Origin of the sequence: Nocardioides ganghwensis (assembly GCF_014779655.1) — a bacterium.
Lineage (GTDB): Bacteria > Actinomycetota > Actinomycetes > Propionibacteriales > Nocardioidaceae > Nocardioides > Nocardioides ganghwensis.
Window position 1 is genome coordinate 1 of record NZ_JACXYX010000005.1, and the last position, 15,583, is coordinate 15,583.

7 protein-coding genes and 1 pseudogene are annotated in these 15,583 nt (G+C 72.3%); 6 read left to right on the top strand and 2 right to left on the bottom strand.

The annotated features are described in order from the left end of the window. A pseudogene (locus IEZ24_RS22600) lies at positions 1–111 on the top strand (IS30 family transposase); the annotation flags it as partial. A gap of 98 nt (positions 112–209) precedes the next feature. On the opposite strand, the gene IEZ24_RS07025 reads toward IEZ24_RS22600, so the two are convergent. Then, positions 210–1,109, bottom strand: a complete 900-nt coding sequence (locus IEZ24_RS07025) for an ATP-binding protein (RefSeq protein WP_129455006.1) — start codon at positions 1,107–1,109, stop codon at positions 210–212. A gap of 90 nt (positions 1,110–1,199) precedes the next feature. Here IEZ24_RS07025 and IEZ24_RS07030 point away from each other — a divergent pair, with 90 nt between their 5' ends. The 4 genes from IEZ24_RS07030 (at position 1,200) to IEZ24_RS07045 (ending at position 5,643) form a co-directional block, all read left to right on the top strand. Beyond that, complete coding sequence (locus tag IEZ24_RS07030) at positions 1,200–2,975, top strand: GAF domain-containing SpoIIE family protein phosphatase (protein ID WP_129455005.1); 1,776 nt, start codon at positions 1,200–1,202, stop codon at positions 2,973–2,975. 75 nt (positions 2,976–3,050) lie between these two features. Further along, positions 3,051–4,592, top strand: a complete 1,542-nt coding sequence (locus tag IEZ24_RS07035) for a S8 family serine peptidase (protein ID WP_129455004.1) — start codon at positions 3,051–3,053, stop codon at positions 4,590–4,592. Between the two features lie 100 nt (positions 4,593–4,692). Continuing rightward, entirely contained in the window at positions 4,693–5,055 is a 363-nt protein-coding gene (locus IEZ24_RS07040; RefSeq protein WP_129455003.1) for an SPW repeat domain-containing protein, read from the top strand. A 12-nt stretch (positions 5,056–5,067) separates the two neighbouring features. Then, positions 5,068–5,643: a TetR/AcrR family transcriptional regulator gene (locus tag IEZ24_RS07045; protein WP_129455002.1), complete on the top strand. Its 576-nt coding sequence runs from the start codon at positions 5,068–5,070 to the stop codon at positions 5,641–5,643. Here IEZ24_RS07045 and IEZ24_RS07050 read toward each other — a convergent pair. Continuing rightward, entirely contained in the window at positions 5,633–10,777 is a 5,145-nt protein-coding gene (locus tag IEZ24_RS07050; protein WP_129455001.1) for a family 43 glycosylhydrolase, read from the bottom strand. The genes IEZ24_RS07045 and IEZ24_RS07050 overlap by 11 nt on opposite strands. A 177-nt stretch (positions 10,778–10,954) precedes the next feature. On the opposite strand from IEZ24_RS07050, the gene IEZ24_RS22040 reads away from it, so the two are divergent. Then, a complete protein-coding gene (locus tag IEZ24_RS22040; protein ID WP_129455000.1) occupies positions 10,955–15,583 on the top strand; it encodes an alpha-L-arabinofuranosidase C-terminal domain-containing protein in 4,629 nt (1,542 codons plus the stop codon).

The following is a 15,583-nucleotide window of genomic DNA, read 5'->3' on the forward strand; positions in this document are numbered from 1 at the left end:
ACCGACTGCGAGGCCGTCGCGCTAAAGCTCAACACCAGACCACGCAAGACTCTCGAGTGGCAGACTCCCGGCCAGGCCCTCAACAAGAGGCTCGTTGCAACAGCCGGTTGAACTCGCGCTGGGCTGGAGGACGACATACCTGATTCTATCGAACGCATGTTCGACACACAAGACCCTGTGGACGCCGCGGGCAGGCGGTCAGGACTCGCTCATCCCTCCAGCACGAACCACGCGCTGAAGCCGTCGTCATCGCGATCGGACCCCCACCGGCTGGCGAGGGCGTCCACCAGCTGGAGCCCGCGACCGTGGACCTGCAAGGGGTCGCGCAGATCCGGCTCGGGGAGGGCGGGCGGGTGGCCGGGGTTGCGGACCTCCACCGTCAGCGTGCCCTCGCCCCACGTGACCTGCACGTGGCACCCGGACCCGGCGTGGACCACGGCGTTGGTGACCAGCTCCGACATGCACAGGGCAGCTGTGTCGGTCATGTCGCGGTCCACCTCCCAGGCGGACAGCGTGGCGCGGAGCTCCTGGCGGACCGGACCGACCGCTGCCGGGTCGTCGGCGACGGCGAACAGCGCGACCTGCGCTCCCGCCGCCGGCGTACGCATCCGCGCGTCGAGGGCGCCAGCCTGGGCAGTCCGCGTGCCGAGGAGGGCCTCGCCGAGGCGGGCGCCCAGGTCCAGCAGCTCACGGACCGCCCCGTCCGCGAACCCGGGGGAGTGGCGGTAGAACAGGACGAAGGCGCCGAGGGTGTGCCCGTCCGCGACGAGCGGCACCGCCGCGAGCGCCCGCGTCTCCGTCCCGCGCTGGCGCTCGATGAAGGCGGGGTGGCTGGCCTCGAGCTGCCCGAGGTCGCCGACGACGGCGCGGCCGCTGCGCACCGCGGTGTTGAGGGGCACGTCGTCGTAGGCGTCCACCTGGCACCAGGTGACGGGGCGTTGGCCGGGGTGCTCGGCCGAGGTGAAGTTCAGTCGTCGGCCGCCGCCCTCCGGCAGGGCGAGCCCGGCCCGCCGTACGCCGGGGAGCGAGGTGAGTGCGTCCAGCGACTGTTCGGCCCACGCGTGCGTGGGTCCTGCGACCGCCGGATCCGATCCGGCTGCAGCGTTCACGAGCCGAGCGTACGGCGGGAACGTACCCCTTGGGGGTGAGGTGCACGCGAATACCGCCCCGCGGGACCCTGGAGTTGGGATGATGTCCCGGTGATCGGCTCAGACGGCTCAGGCGGCCCCGCGGCTCTGTCCGACCGGCTGACCCGTCTTGCGCGCGTCACCGGTGAGCTCGTCGACGCCGACACCGTCGAAGGGGTCTGCAAGGCCGTCGTGACCCACGGCGCCGAGGCCGTCGGGGCGGACCTGGCCTCGATGACGCTCCTCAGCGACGACCGGCGAACGGTGCGGCTCATGGCCCTCAGCGGCGGCGTCGAGGGGGACGAGGAGACGTGGAGCACCTTCCCGATCACCGTGCAGACACCGTCGGCCGAGGCCATCCGCACCGGGACCCGCCTGGTCGTCACCGGCCCGCAGGCGATCACCCGGCGCTTCACCGACATGCCGGACCGCGGAGCCCAGACCGTCGTGGCCCTGCCGCTGGGCGCCGGCGGCTCCGTGATCGGCGCCATCGGGCTGCTCTTCATGCACGCCCGCGAGCTCGACGATGCCGAGGTCGAGCTCCTCGACATCCTGGCCAGCGCCTGCGCACAGAGCATCGGCAGGATCAAGGCGCAGGAGGACGCCGGCCGGCAGGCTGCCAAGCTCGCGTTCCTGGCCGAGGCGGCCACGGAGCTGGCCAGCAGCCTCGACTACCAGGTCACCCTCGGCAACGTCGCCCGCCTGGCCGTGCCCACGTTCGCCGACTGGTGCGCGATCGACGTCGTCGACGACGGCCGGCTGCGTCGGCTCGCCGTGGCGCACGTCGATCCCGAGAAGGTGCAGCTCGCCCACGAGCTCGCCGAGCGCTATCCCCCTGACCCGGACGGACCGTACGGCGCGTGGCACGTCATGCGCACGGGGCGCAGCGAGCTCATCGCCGAGATCACCGACGAGATGCTCGCGGAGGCGGCCATCGACGAGGAGCACGCAGCGATCGCGCGCGCCCTCCACCTGCGCAGTGCGGTGACCGTGCCGCTCGTGGCGCGCAACCGTGTGCTCGGGGTGATCACGTGGGTGACGGCCGAGTCTGAGCGTCACTTCACGCTCGACGACCTCGTCCTGGCCGAGCAGCTGGCCAAGCGGGCAGCGGTGTCCCTGGACAACGCCGAGCTCCACAGCCAGACGCTCGCTGCCGCCGTGCAGCTGCAGCGTGCCGTGCTCCCCGACGAGGTCGCCGCGTCGTCGGGGTGGGAGCTGGGGCACCACTACAGTCCCGCGGGCCGCACCGAGGTCGGCGGCGACTTCTACGACGTCGTCGAGCTGGACGACGGTCGCCTGGTGATGTTCATCGGCGACGTCATGGGCCGAGGCGTCGTGGCCGCCGCGGCCATGGCGCAGGTCCGCGCCGCGGTCCGGGCGTACGCAGCGCTGGACCCCCGCCCGGCGCTGGTGCTCAGCCGGCTCGACGCGATGTTCGAGCACTACGGCTCCGAGCAGCTCGTCACCCTCCTCTACCTGCTCGCCGACCCGCGCGCCGACACCGTCACCATCGCGAACGCCGGTCATCCGCCTCCCGTCCTGCTGCGGGCGGACGGGTCCGCCCGCCAGCTCGCCTTCGCCGACGGTCCGCCCCTCGGCGTCGGTGCGCCGATCCGCACCGAGGAGCACGTGGGCTTCGGGGCCGGTGACGCCGTCGTGGCCTTCACCGACGGCCTGATCGAGCGCCGGGGCGAGGACATCACCGACGGCCAGGAGCGGCTGGCCGATGCCGCCGTCGGCCTGGCCGAGAAGGCACTCGCCGACCTCGTCCCGTCGCTGGTGCAGCGGGTGAGCGACCCCTCGCGGGACGACGACGTGGCGGTGCTGGCCGCGCGACGCCTGGTCTGAGGCAGGAGGCAGCCGGTAACCACGCCGGGTGCCGGTCGTTGGACCTCCGACGACACGCTCCCGGAGGTTCATCCGATGATTCGATCCACCCGATCCACCCGATCCACCCGATCCACTCCCGCCACCCGACGCACCCGCCGTCTGACGGCCCTCGCTGCGGCGCTCGCGACGAGCGCAGCCGTCCTCGTGCCGCTGTCGGCCGGGGCGACCCTCGAGGCGACGGTCATCACTGCACCGTCGCTGCCGACGGACGAGGCCGGGTTCGCGAAGGCCGTCGTGGCCTTCGAGGGCGGCGTGGTCCCGGCCGGTGCGCTCGTCTCGCTGCGCGACCTCGGCGTCGAGCGCGCCATCGAGCTCCCGAGCATCGGTGCCGTCGCGGTGACGGTCGACCCCGCCGCTGCCGACCTGCTCGGCACCCTGCCCGGCGTCGTCGCGGTGGAGCCGCAGCGCCGGCTGGTGTCGCACCTGTACGCGTCCAAGGAGCAGATCAACGCGCTCGGCGTCGACCAGCCGAAGTCCTACACCACGCGCGTCGGCGCGAGGAAGGTCACCGGGACCCGCCCCGGCGTGAGCGGTGAGGGCGTGACGGTGGCCGTCCTCGACTCCGGCATCTTCGCCGCCCACCCCGACTTCGGCGACCGCGTGGTCAAGGGGCTCAACTTCTCCTACGCCGAGGCTGCGCAGCAGGCGGGCTTCTCGGCCGCCCAGTGGGACGCGTACGCCGAGTCGACCGGTGCGCTCGCCCTGCAGGACGAGATCGGTCACGGCACCCACGTCGCGAGCACCGTCGGCGGCGACGGCAGCCTCTCGGAGTCGCAGGGCGGACCCGACCTGGCCGGGGTGGCCCCGGGCGTGTCGCTCATCTCGATGCGGGTCGCCACCCCCGGGTTCGGCATCGCCGACGACCTCGACTGGGAGGAGGCCGCGCTGGCCGCGTTCGACTGGACCATCCGGCACCGCGAGGAGCACGGCATCGACATCACCCAGAACTCGTGGGGACTGCTGCCCACCGAGCCCAACTGCCTCGGCCTCGACTGCGGCGAGCCGACCGACTTCGACGCGATGTCCGAGATGATCGCCTCGGTCGTCGACAGCGGCGTGCACGTCGTCTTCTCGGCCGGCAACGCCGGTCCCGAGCCCGGCACCATCGGGGGCTACCACGACCCGGCCAACGGGGCGGTCCTCGTCGGCGCGGCCTGCAAGTCCGTCGACTCCTCAGGGTGTGTGGCAGGCCAGCAGATCACCGACTTCTCCAGCCGGGGCGCGGCCGACGGCACCGGCCCGCAGGTCGACGTGGTGGCGCCGGGCGACACGATCATGGCCGCGCTGTCCCCGTCTGTGCTCGCCCCCCTCACCGAGTGCGCCGAGATCCAGCAGCCGGGGTACTTCTGCATCTCCGGGACCTCGATGTCCTCGCCGCACGTCGCCGGCGTCCTGGCGCTCATGCTCGAGGCGAACCCCGCGGCGACGCCCGCGCAGGCCAAGCAGTGCCTGCTCTCGACGGCGGTCGACATGATGAGCCCCGGGTTCGACATCCACTCCGGGCTCGGGATGGTCGACACCGAGGCTGCGCTGACCTGCGTCCACGCGCTCACCGCGACGAAGAGGGGGCGCTGACCGAGGCGACTCTTGACCGGGCGGTCAATCAAGCGCACTCTGAGGGTGGACGACCCGTCCGAGGAGCGGCGGGTCCCGCGCAAGGAAGTGAGGATCAGTCATGCAGAAGTGGACGCGATGGCAGGCCTGGATGGCGCTGGTGGCCGGCGCGTACGCAGCCCTGTCACCCCTGTGGACCCGGACGAACGACACGGCGACGTGGACGATGGTGGCCCTGGGCGTCATCACCGCAGCGATCGCGCTGTGGTCCCTGGCGATGGCGGAGGACCGAGTGTCTGAGTACGCCCTGGTCGTCATGGGCGTGCTGTTCATCGCCTCGCCCTGGGTGATGGGCTTCGAACGCCTCGACGCCATGGCCCTGACGGCCTGGATCGTCGGTGCGATCACGGTGACCGCCGGCGTCCTGGGCATGCCCCAGGTCGAGGAGAGGATGCACCTCCACCACGGCCCGATCGCGCACTAGGCCACTGCCCCGATGGCCGCCCCTGACCGCCGCACCCGCATCCTGGATGCGGCGGAAGGCCTCTTCGCCGCCGACGGCTTCGACGCGACGCCGACCGCGCGCGTCGCCGAAGCCGCCGACGTGCCGAAGGGGCTGGTGTTCTACTACTTCCCACGCAAGATCGACCTGCTGCTGACGCTGCTGCAGGAGCGGCTGCCGACACCGACGCCGGACATCCTCGCCGGAGTGATCCGACGCGGCGACCCGGCCGGCTCGCTGCTGGCCATGCACCGCCGCCTCGGCCTGGAGGACCACGACTCGCTGATGCTGCGCACGGTCATCTTCCGCGAGAGCGGCACCCACCCGGAGGTGCGGAGCCACCTGCGACAGCTGCGCCGTTCACTCGTCGAGCTCACCGAGGCCGCGCTGGACCAGGCCGTCGAGTGGACCGTGGCCAGGACGCTGCGCCGCCAGGCGGCCGAGACGTTCGTCTCGGTCATGCTCGACCACGCCAACGCGCACCGGGCGGGCGGCGCGTTGCCGGACGTGTCGGGTGCAGCTGCCGTGGTGGCGCTGGCGGTGGGGGCGCCGCGCCCGGCTAGCGGCTGACGCGCACCTTCCTCCTCGCCGACGACGGGGCGACGGAGTCCGACCCGGCGTACGACACCGTGAGCGTGTGCCTGCCGGCGGAGAAGGCCAGGCGGAGCACGGCCCTCCCGTCGCCGAGCCGCACCTTGCGCACGACCTTGCCGTCCACCCGGACCACCACGCGACCGGTCGCGCCGACCGAGGCCGGGACCGAGGCCACCCGCACGGTGACCTTGGTCTTCTCGCCCGCAGTGGGCGTACGGTCCGCCAGCCTGGTCCTGACCTTCGCCGGTGCCCTCACCACGGCCCGCGTCTCCGCGGACCGCGCGACGCCCGCCGCGCCACCGGGACGCGAGGCCGTCACCTGCACCGACATCCGGTGACCCACGTCCTCGACCCCCAGCGGGAAGGAGGACGAGGTCGCACCGGCGACCGGCACGCCGTCGCGCAGCCACTGGTAGGCGTACGTCAGGCCGCCCTGGTCCCAGCCGCCGGGGACGGCGGTGAGGGTCCGGCCGACGGCGGGGTTGCCCGCGACGATCGGGGGAGCAGTCGAGACCGGGGCAGCGGGCACCGGGGTCGGAGCCGCCTCCACGGTGAGGGAGCGGACGGCCGAGGTGTTGCCCGCGACGTCGGTCGCCCGCACGTCGATGCCGTGCGCCGCGCCGTCCAGCTGCACCGGCTCCGTCCACACGACCCACGCCCCGCCGTCGAGGCGGTACTCCCGCACCGCCACGCCCGACGCGTCGTCCGTCGCCGTGAGCGAGAGCCTCCGCTCACCCGAGACCGAGCCCGAGGCCACCGGCGGGGTGTCGTCGACCTTGACCGGGCGCGTCCAGACCTCGCTCCAGATGCCGTTGGCCGAGCGCGAGCGCCACGCCACGTCGTACGAGCCGGCCGGCAGCTGCACCGCGCCGTCGTACGCCGCCCACGCGCCGTCGCCGAGGCGGTACTGCACCACGGACCCGCCGCCGGTCAGGGTGAGCGCAGCGTCCGCGCCGAACCACCCGTCGGCACCCTCGTCGGAGACCGCCGCCGTGACCTCGCCGCCGGTGTAGGCCAGCGGGTCCACCGACGACAGCGTCGGCACGACCTTCTCGATCAGCCCGTCCTCACCGAAGCTGAGCTCGTCGATCGTCGTCTCCCGGTGCGTCCCGTCCCCACCGGCCGACTCGAACGTGGGGACCGCGAAGCGGTGGTAGGCGATGTACCACTCGTCGGTCCCGGGCACCTGGACGATCGAGCTGTGGCCGGTGCCGAGGATGCCCTGCGACTCGTCCTTCTCCAGGATCAGCCCGCGGTAGGTCCACGGCCCGGTCGGGGTCGTCGACGTGGCGTAGCCGACGCGGTAGTTGGGCGAACCGGTGTCGTCGATCGCGTAGGTCAGGTGGTAGATCCCGTCGCGGTAGTTCATGAACGAGCCCTCGCGGTAGCCGGTGAGCCCGGACATCGCCGAGATCGTGCCCGGCTTCAGCGAGACCATGTCGTCGGCCAGCTCGGCCATGACGGGGGAGCCGTTGCCCCAGTAGAGGTAGTGCTTGCCCGACACCGGGTCGCGGAAGGCGGCCGGGTCGATGGCCTGGCCGGAGGTGACGGCCTCGTTGTTGAGGATCATCGCCTGCGGCTGCGCCGTGAACGGGCCCGTCGGGCTGTCCGCGACCGCCACGCCGATCGTCTTGCGGTTGAGTGCCGCGTTGTGGCCGGAGAAGTAGAAGTAGTACTTCCCGTCTCGCTCGATGATCGTCGGCGCCCACGCGTTGCCGGTCGCCCACGGGACGTCGCCGTTCGCGCCGTCGAGGGTGAGGATCGGCTCCTCGGAGCGCGTCCAGTCGACGAGGTCGGACGAGCTCCAGACGTAGAACTCCTTGCCGCCCCAGCCCGGGTAGCCGTCGGAGGTGGCGTAGATGTAGTACGTGCCGTCGAAGACCGCGATGTTGGGGTCGGCGTACAACCCCGGCAGCACCGGCGAGCGCATCTCGACCGCCGACACCGTCCAGACCCGGCTCTCGGAGCCGTTGGTGACGGTCAGCGACACCGGCGAGCTGTAGTCGGCCGGGCCGTCCGGCGACACCGTCGCGCCCGCCACCACCGCGTACGCCGGGGCGAGGGCGGTCAGGTCGGTGCCGGGCTGCACGGGCAGGGTGATCTTCCCGGCCGCCGCGTCGATCATCGCCGGGACCTCGAGGGAGGCCAGGTCGACACCGAGCACGTCGGTCGGGCCGGCGGTGAGCTCGGCCACCTCGGCGCCCGAGAGCGCACGCGACCAGATGCGGAAGTCGCGCACCTTGCCGCGCAGCCGGTTGTCGCCGTCGTAGGCCGAGCGGCCGATGTAGTTGGCGGTCGTCACGCCGTCGCCGATGTCGCCCGGCCTGATCGACACGTTGGCGTTGCGGGCGACCTGACGACCGTCGAGGTAGAGCGTCGAGACGCCGTCGCCGAGCGTGTAGGTCAGCGTCTTCCACGCACCGCGCTGGAGCGCCGAGCCCGCGCTCATGCCCTGCTCGGTCGTCCAGTTGCCCGACGCGATCGCCGCGCGATAGGTGCTGTTGCCGGTCGTGAAGAGGTAGCCCTTGCCGACGCCGTCGGTGCCGGTGTTGCCCAGGTTCCACACGAAGTAGTTGCCGGACTGGGCCGGGTCGACCCACACCTCGGTCGACACGGTGATGTCGTCGAGGCCGGTCATCATGTTGTCGGGCAGCTTCACGTGGCCGGTCGAGCCGCCCAGGGTCAGCGCGCCGTCGGCGAAGGTCGCGTCACCGGTGACGGTGCCGTCGTAGCCGTGGCCGCTCACGTCCTCGGCGTCGCCGGTCAGCGGCAGGTGCGCGACCAGGCCGTCCTCGTCGCTCTGCACCGGCGGCGGGGGAGCGGGCAGGTCGGCGCGCAGCGCGTCGAGCTCGGCCTGCGTCACCGGCAGCACGGTGCCGTGGCGCGGGCTGGCCGGCAGCTTGTAGTCGGCCGGCACCTTCCAGTCCGGGGCGTCCAGGTCGTCGGTGGTCAGCGGGATGTAGCCGCGACCGCCGTACTCGTCGACGAACAGGTAGTACTGCCCGCCGGAGGTGTCACCGGGATTGCGCTTGAACACCGTCGGGCCCTCGACCGCCGACGTGCCGGCGTCGCGGCCGATGCAGCCGTCCTGGAACGCCCACGCCTTGCTGCCCACCAGATCCGGCTCGGTGAGCGAGTCGTTCTTCTCCTGGATGATGTCGGAGCACCCGGTGGTGCCGGCGCCCTCGTCCTTGGTGAAGCGGTAGTAGGTCTCGCCCTCCTTGATGACGGTCGAGTCGATCCGCGAGGACCCGATGTCCTGCCAGACCTTCGCCTCGCTGAAGGTCACGAAGTCACGCGTCGTGGCGTAGAGCATCCGGTTGTAGGTGCTGCCGGTGTGGCCGGGGTCGTCCTCGGCGTAGAGCTTCGACGCCCAGAACACGACGTACTGCTGGAGGTCCTCGTCCCAGTACGCCTCGGGCGCCCAGGTGTTGCCCGCGGTCGGCGGGGACACCAGCACGTGGCGCTGCTCCGACCAGCTGACGAGGTCGGTCGACTCCCAGATCTCGAGGTGGCGGCTGCCCTGGCGCTGCGCGCGGTCCCAGTCGCCGTTGCGGCCGATCGACAGGTCGGTGGCGATGAGGAAGAAGCGGTCACCCTCGGGGGAGCGGATCAGGAACGGGTCGCGCAGTCCGAGCTCGCCGTACGTCGACTCGAGCACCGGCTCGCCGTTGTTGAGCTCGTCCCAGCGCAGCGCGTTGTTGCCGCGGCTGGCCGCGAAGTAGATCTTCTCGCCGGCGATCGAGTTGTTGGTGAAGTAGCTGAAGGCATAGCCCGCGTACGGCGCGGGCGCGGGCGCCTCACGAACGGTGAGCGGGAAGTCGCGGGTCGCCGTGGCCTCGCCGACGGTGACCGTGGCGGTCAGGGTGACGCTCGCGTCGCCGGCGCCGGGCGCGGGGCGGACGACGATGCCGTCGGCCGCGACGGTCGCGGGGGCCGAGGACGCCCAGGTGATCGTCGCGCCCGTCCCGCCCTCGGTGGGCAGGGTCAGGTGACCTCGCACGTCGTCGGGGTGCACGAGCTCGATCGCCGCGGCTGCCGCCTCGGCCTTGGCCTGGTCCCCCTCGTCGGGCAGGACGGTCGCGTCGAAGGACTTCGTCGCCGTCCCGGACCCGCGGGTCAGGGTCGCGGTCAGCGTGACGACTGCGGGGTCGGCGCCGGGCCCGGGGCGGGTGACCGCGCCGGCGTCGCTGATCACGGCGGTGTCGCTGGAGGTCCACGCGATGCTCGAGCCGAACGGGCCGGTGGCCGGGAGGGTGAGGTCGTCGGTGACGCCGGACAGGTCGCCGAGCGACAGGGCGGCCGTGTCGGAGGCGAGGCGGTTGTCGTCGGTCAGCGAGATCGCCGCGACCTCCTCGGCGGTCAGGGCACGGTCGTAGACGCGGAAGTTGCGGAGCTTGCCCTTGAGGGTGTTGTCGGTGGCGTAGTTGGACTCGCCGAGCACGTTGTTGGTCGTGGTGCCGTTGCCGATCGCGCTGGGCAGGACGGTCACGGCGGTGCTCTGGCCGACCTGGGCGCCGTCCTCGTAGAGCGTGCCGGTCGTGCCGGTCTGGGTGTAGGTGACGGTCTTCCACACGCCGCGCGCCAGGTTGCCGCCCGAGCTGCGCGCGGTGACCTTCTCGCCCGACCAGTTGGTGGTCGTCGTCGCCGCCCGGAACGCGTTGCCGCTCGCCATGAGGTATCCGGTGCCCGAGCCGGAGGACGCGGTGTTGCCGAGGCCCCAGATGAAGTAGGGCGTCGCCTGCGAGGTCTCGATGAAGACGTCGGTCGACACCGTGATCGCGCTCAGGCCCGCCATCAGGTCGTTCGGCAGCTTGACGTGGTCGTCGACCCCGTCGAGGGCCAGGCCGCTGGTGCCGGTCCAGGTGCCGCCGCCGCTCAGCGTGCCGTCACGGCCGTTGCCCGAGGAGTCGACCACGGTGGTGCCGGACTCCTGGGTGAGGTCGTAGCGCAGGAGCAGGCCGTCGGTGACGTCCGACCCGTTCGACGTGACCGCCGCGGCGGGCGTGGTCGGCAGCAGGAGCAGGAGCCCGGCCAGCATCGCCAGCACGGTGGCGAGTGCGGCGGAGGCGGGCGGGCGGGCGGCGCGGGTGCGGTCGACGTCGGTCATGGGGTCCTCTTCGACATGTGAGCGTTAACAGACGCAGTGTGACCACGGTCACTGTGATTCGTCAACGGTGCCATCCGAAAGCGGGACTGCCCCTTGACGTGTGGTGTGTTAGCGCTAACACTCTCCGCTGTGGTGCCCGTCACATCCGCGTGGCAGGCCTGGACCTCGAGGACCACGATGACCCTGCTCCACCGCCCGGCCGCCGCCCTCACCGCTGCCGCCCTGCTCGCCGCCGGACTGGCCGCCACGACGGGTGCGACGCTCCCGGCATCGGCCGCCGACGGGGGCGTCACCTGGACCGACACCTTCGACGGGACGTCGCTCGACGAGCGGTGGAGCGTGGTGAACCCCGACCCCGCGAACCTCGCCGTCTCCGACGGCGCGCTGCGCATCGCCGGCCAGCCCGGCGACACCTGGCAGGGCAACAACACCGCGAAGAACGTGGTCGTCCTCGACGTGCCGGCCGGCGACTTCACCGCCACCGCCGACGTGTCCGCCGCGGTCGCGAAGGTCTACCAGGGCGCCGGCCTCATCGCGTGGCAGGACATGGACAACTACCTCCGGTCCGGGCTCACCTTCGTCGGCAACCTCTCGCCGTCGGGCGTCGCGATCGAGACCGACCTCGAGAGCGGCGCCACGTTCAGCGCCGTGGGCTTCGCAGACCGCCCGGGCTCCAGCGCCGAGCGGCTGCGCCTCCAGCGCGTCGGCGACACCCTCACCTCCAGCTTCTGGGACGGGGCGGCGTGGGTCACCGCCGCCACCACCGACGTCTCCTTCGACACCACCCAGGTCGGCCTCTACGCGCTCGCCGCGCAGGACGGCACCGTCCTCCCGGCCGCCTTCGACTCCTTCACCGTCGAGCACGGCGCCGGCGCCGACGTCAGCCCGTCGGGCCCGTTCGTGCTGCAGGCGGACGGCGAGGAGCCGTACGTCGTCCTCGACGGTGCCGCGCTGCGCCTGAGCGCCGACCAGCCCACCGCGAGCCTGCGGATGCGGGCCACCGACGCCGGTGAGGCTGGTGAGGGTGCGCTCGCGCTGGCCACCGACGACGGCCCGCTCGTGCTGCGCGACGGCGCGCTCGAGGTCGGCGCCGTCGACGACGAGCCCACACCGCTCCGGCTCACGGACGCGGGCGGCGGCAAGGTCGTGCTGCGCGACGCGGCCGACCCCGCGGCGTACGTCACCGCAGGCGACGACGGTGCGCTGGTCACCGGCACCGAGGCCGCCGCCGTGCGGTTCCTGCTCTCCGAGGTCGGCGCGGGCACGTCGACGCTGACCATCGACGGCGACGGCACCGGCGCCGAGATCAACGACGACATGTTCGGCATCTTCTACGAGGACATCAACTACGCGGCCGACGGCGGGCTCTACGCCGAGCTGGTCCGCAACCGGTCCTTCGAGTTCAACTCCTCCGACAACGGCTCCTTCACCGGGATGACCGCCTGGCAGGTGCTCGACCGCAGCGGCTCCGGCACGACCGCGACCGTCGTCGACGACGCCGCCCGGCTCAACGAGATGAACCGCAACCACCTGCGCCTGACCGCCGCCGCGGCCGGTGACGGCGTGCGCAACATCGGCTACAACAACGGCTTCGCGGTCAAGGCCGGCGCCACGTACGAGGGCTACGTCTGGGCGCGCAGCACCACCGCCCAGCAGCTGACCGTGCGCCTGGAGAACGCCGCCGGCGACGCCGCCATCGCCTCCGCCCCGATCGAGCTCGACGGCTCGGACACGTGGAAGAAGCACCCCTTCACCCTGACCGCCGCGACCACCACCGACGCGGGCCGCCTCGCCGTGCTCGCCGGCGCCCCGTCCGTCGTCGGGCTCGACATGGTCTCCCTGATGCCGACCGACCGCTGGGTCGGCCCGGTCAACGGCAAGTCCGACCTCCGCAAGGACCTGATGGAGAAGGTCGCGGCGATGGACCCCGGCTTCCTCCGCTTCCCCGGCGGCTGCGTCACCAACGTCGGCACCTTCCGCACCTACGAGGAGAGCGGCTACACCGACCGCCGCCGCACCTACCAGTGGAAGGAGACCATCGGTCCGGTCGAGGAGCGGCCCACCAACTGGAACTTCTGGGGCTACAACCAGTCCTACGGCATCGGCTACCTGGAGTACTTCGAGATGGCCGAGGACCTCGGCGCCGAGCCGCTGCCGGTCGTCTCGGTCGGCGCCAACGGCTGCGGCGGCGCCGGGATCCCGGAGATGAAGGACCCCGAGCTGATCGAGCGGTGGGTCGACGACACCGTCGACCTCATCGAGTTCGCCAACGGCGGCACCGACACCGAGTGGGGCGCCAGGCGCGCCGAGCTCGGCCACCCGGAGCCGTTCGGCCTCGACATGATCGGCCTCGGCAACGAGGAGAACACCACGACCTTCGAGGCCAACTTCCCGGCGTTCCGCGACGCGATCGAGGCGAAGTACCCCGACATCCAGATCATCTCCAACTCCGGCCCGGACTCGTCCGGTGCCCGCTTCGACACCCTGTGGGAGTTCAACCGCGAGCAGGACGTCGACCTCGTCGACGAGCACTACTACCGCGACCCGCAGTGGTTCCTGGAGAACCACCACCGCTACGACTCCTACGACCGCGAGGACCCGCTGGTCTTCCTCGGTGAGTACGCCTCGCGCGGCAACACGCTCTACAACGCGCTCGCTGAGGCGTCCTACATCACCGCGCTGCAGCGCAACGCCGACGTCGTGCGGCTCGCGTCGTACGCCCCGCTGCTCGCCAACGAGTCGCACGTGCAGTGGAACCCCGACGCCATCTGGTTCGACAACGACGAGTCGTGGGAGACGCCCAACTGGGAGGTGCAGAAGCTCTTCGGCACCAACGTCGGCGACGAGGTCGTGCCGAGCACGTACGACGGCCCGGCCGACGCCGTGCAGCCCATCACCGGCGGCGTCTTCCTCTCGACGTGGGCCACCGCCGCGGCGTACGACAACGTGACGGTCACCTCCAACGACACCGGCGAGACGCTCTTCTCCGACGAGTTCGCCGACGCCGGGAAGTGGTCTCCGCAGGCAGGGACGTGGGCGGTGAACGGCGGCCGCTACGCGCAGACCAGCACCTCGGTCACCGACGCCCGGTCGATCCCGACCGGCGCCTACGACCAGGACTGGAGCAACTACACGCTCGAGCTCGACGCCACCAAGACCGCCGGCTCCGAGGGCTTCCTCGTCGGGTTCGGCGCGACCGGCACCAACGACTTCTACTGGTGGAACCTCGGTGGCTGGAACAACACCCGCTCGGTGCTCCAGCGCGCCACCGGTGGCTCGGCCGGCGAGGTCAAGGCGCTCGAGGGCCGCAGCATCACCACCGGGCAGACCTACCGGGTCAAGGTCGTCGTCGACGGCACCCACATCGAGCTCTGGCTCGACGGTGAGCTGCAGATGGAGTACGACCAGCCCGCGCCGCCGGCCGACGTGCACCAGGTCGTCACCCGCGACGTGAGGACCGGTGACCTCGTCGCCAAGGTCGTCAACACCTCGACGCGGCCCGTCCGCACCCGCATCGACATCAGCGATGCCGGCATCGAGGGCACCGCCACCGTCACCACGCTGAGCGGCGCGCCCGGGGCGACCAACACCAAGGCGAACCCTGACGCGATCAAGCCGCGGGTGCGTCAGGTCGAGGGGATCAGCGAGTCGTTCGACTACGAGTTCCCCGCCTCCTCGGTCACCTTCATCCGGATGCGCACCGCCGACGCGGTCGCCCCCGTGGTCGACCGCCTCGAGGTGGCCGGTGAGGGCGTCAACGGCTGGTACGCCGAGCCCGCCACCGTGCGGGTCGGCGCCACCGACGACCGTGACGTCGTCGCGCGGCTCGAGGTGTCCGTCGACGACGGTCCCTGGAGGACCGTCGAGGGCTCGAGCGGCGAGGTCACCGTCTCCGGGGACGGCCTGCACACGGTCGCCGTCCGCGCGGTCGACGCCGCCGGCAACGTCGGCGAGGTCCGGCCGCTCACGGTGGGCATCGACGCCCGGGCCCCGGTCACCCGGGCCACCCTCGACGGTCGCACCGTCACCCTCGCCGCGGCCGACGCCGGCTCCGGTGTGGACCGGGTCGACTACCGCCTCGGCGACGGCCCGTGGACGGCGTACGACGCGCCGGTGCAGGTGGGCGCGACCGCGACCGTGGTCGGCTTCCGGGCCGTCGACCGACTCGGCAACGTCGAGCCGGCCGGGGTGCTGGAGGTCCCCGCGTCCGGCGCGCAGCTCGCGGCCACGGCCACCGCGGCCGTCACGGACGAGGACGGCGTGCGGCTCGGTCGTCCGGCCCGGGTGAGCGTGTCGGTCACCAGTGACGGCTCCAGCCCGACCGGGGCGGTCACCGTCGTCGACGGGTCGGGCGCGCTCGCCAGCGGCACCCTCGTCGACGGCCGCGCGACCCTGCGCGTCGACACCGCCGACCTCGGGGTCGGCAGCCACCCGCTGACCGTCCGCTACGCCGGCGACGCCACCCATGCGCCGTCGCAGGACACGGTGACCCTCGAGGTCGTGAAGGCGAGGTCGCGGACCGACGTCGTCGTGAAGCACCGCTCCCCGTCCGCCCGCAAGGCCGTCGTCGTGGCCCGGGTCCGCGCTGCCGTCGCCGCCACCGGCACGGTCCGGGTCACGGTCCGCACCTCCGGGACGTCCCGGAGCAGGACGGTCGCGCTCCGCGACGGGAAGGCCCGGCTCGTCCTGCGCGGCCTCGCCCGGGGCACCCACCGCATCACCGTGGCGTACGCCGGCTCGCCGGACGTCGCACCCTCGCGGGCGAGCACCGTCCTGCGGGTCACCCGCCCTGAAGGGAAGAACTGA

Coding starts and splice junctions, on each gene's coding strand:
- IEZ24_RS07050 (WP_129455001.1), bottom strand. CDS start 10,777: ATGACCGACGTCGACCGCACCCGCGCCGCCCGCCCGCCCGCCTCCGCC.
- IEZ24_RS07045 (WP_129455002.1), top strand. CDS start 5,068: ATGGCCGCCCCTGACCGCCGCACCCGCATCCTGGATGCGGCGGAAGGC.
- IEZ24_RS07035 (WP_129455004.1), top strand. CDS start 3,051: ATGATTCGATCCACCCGATCCACCCGATCCACCCGATCCACTCCCGCC.
- IEZ24_RS22040 (WP_129455000.1), top strand. CDS start 10,955: ATGACCCTGCTCCACCGCCCGGCCGCCGCCCTCACCGCTGCCGCCCTG.
- IEZ24_RS07040 (WP_129455003.1), top strand. CDS start 4,693: ATGCAGAAGTGGACGCGATGGCAGGCCTGGATGGCGCTGGTGGCCGGC.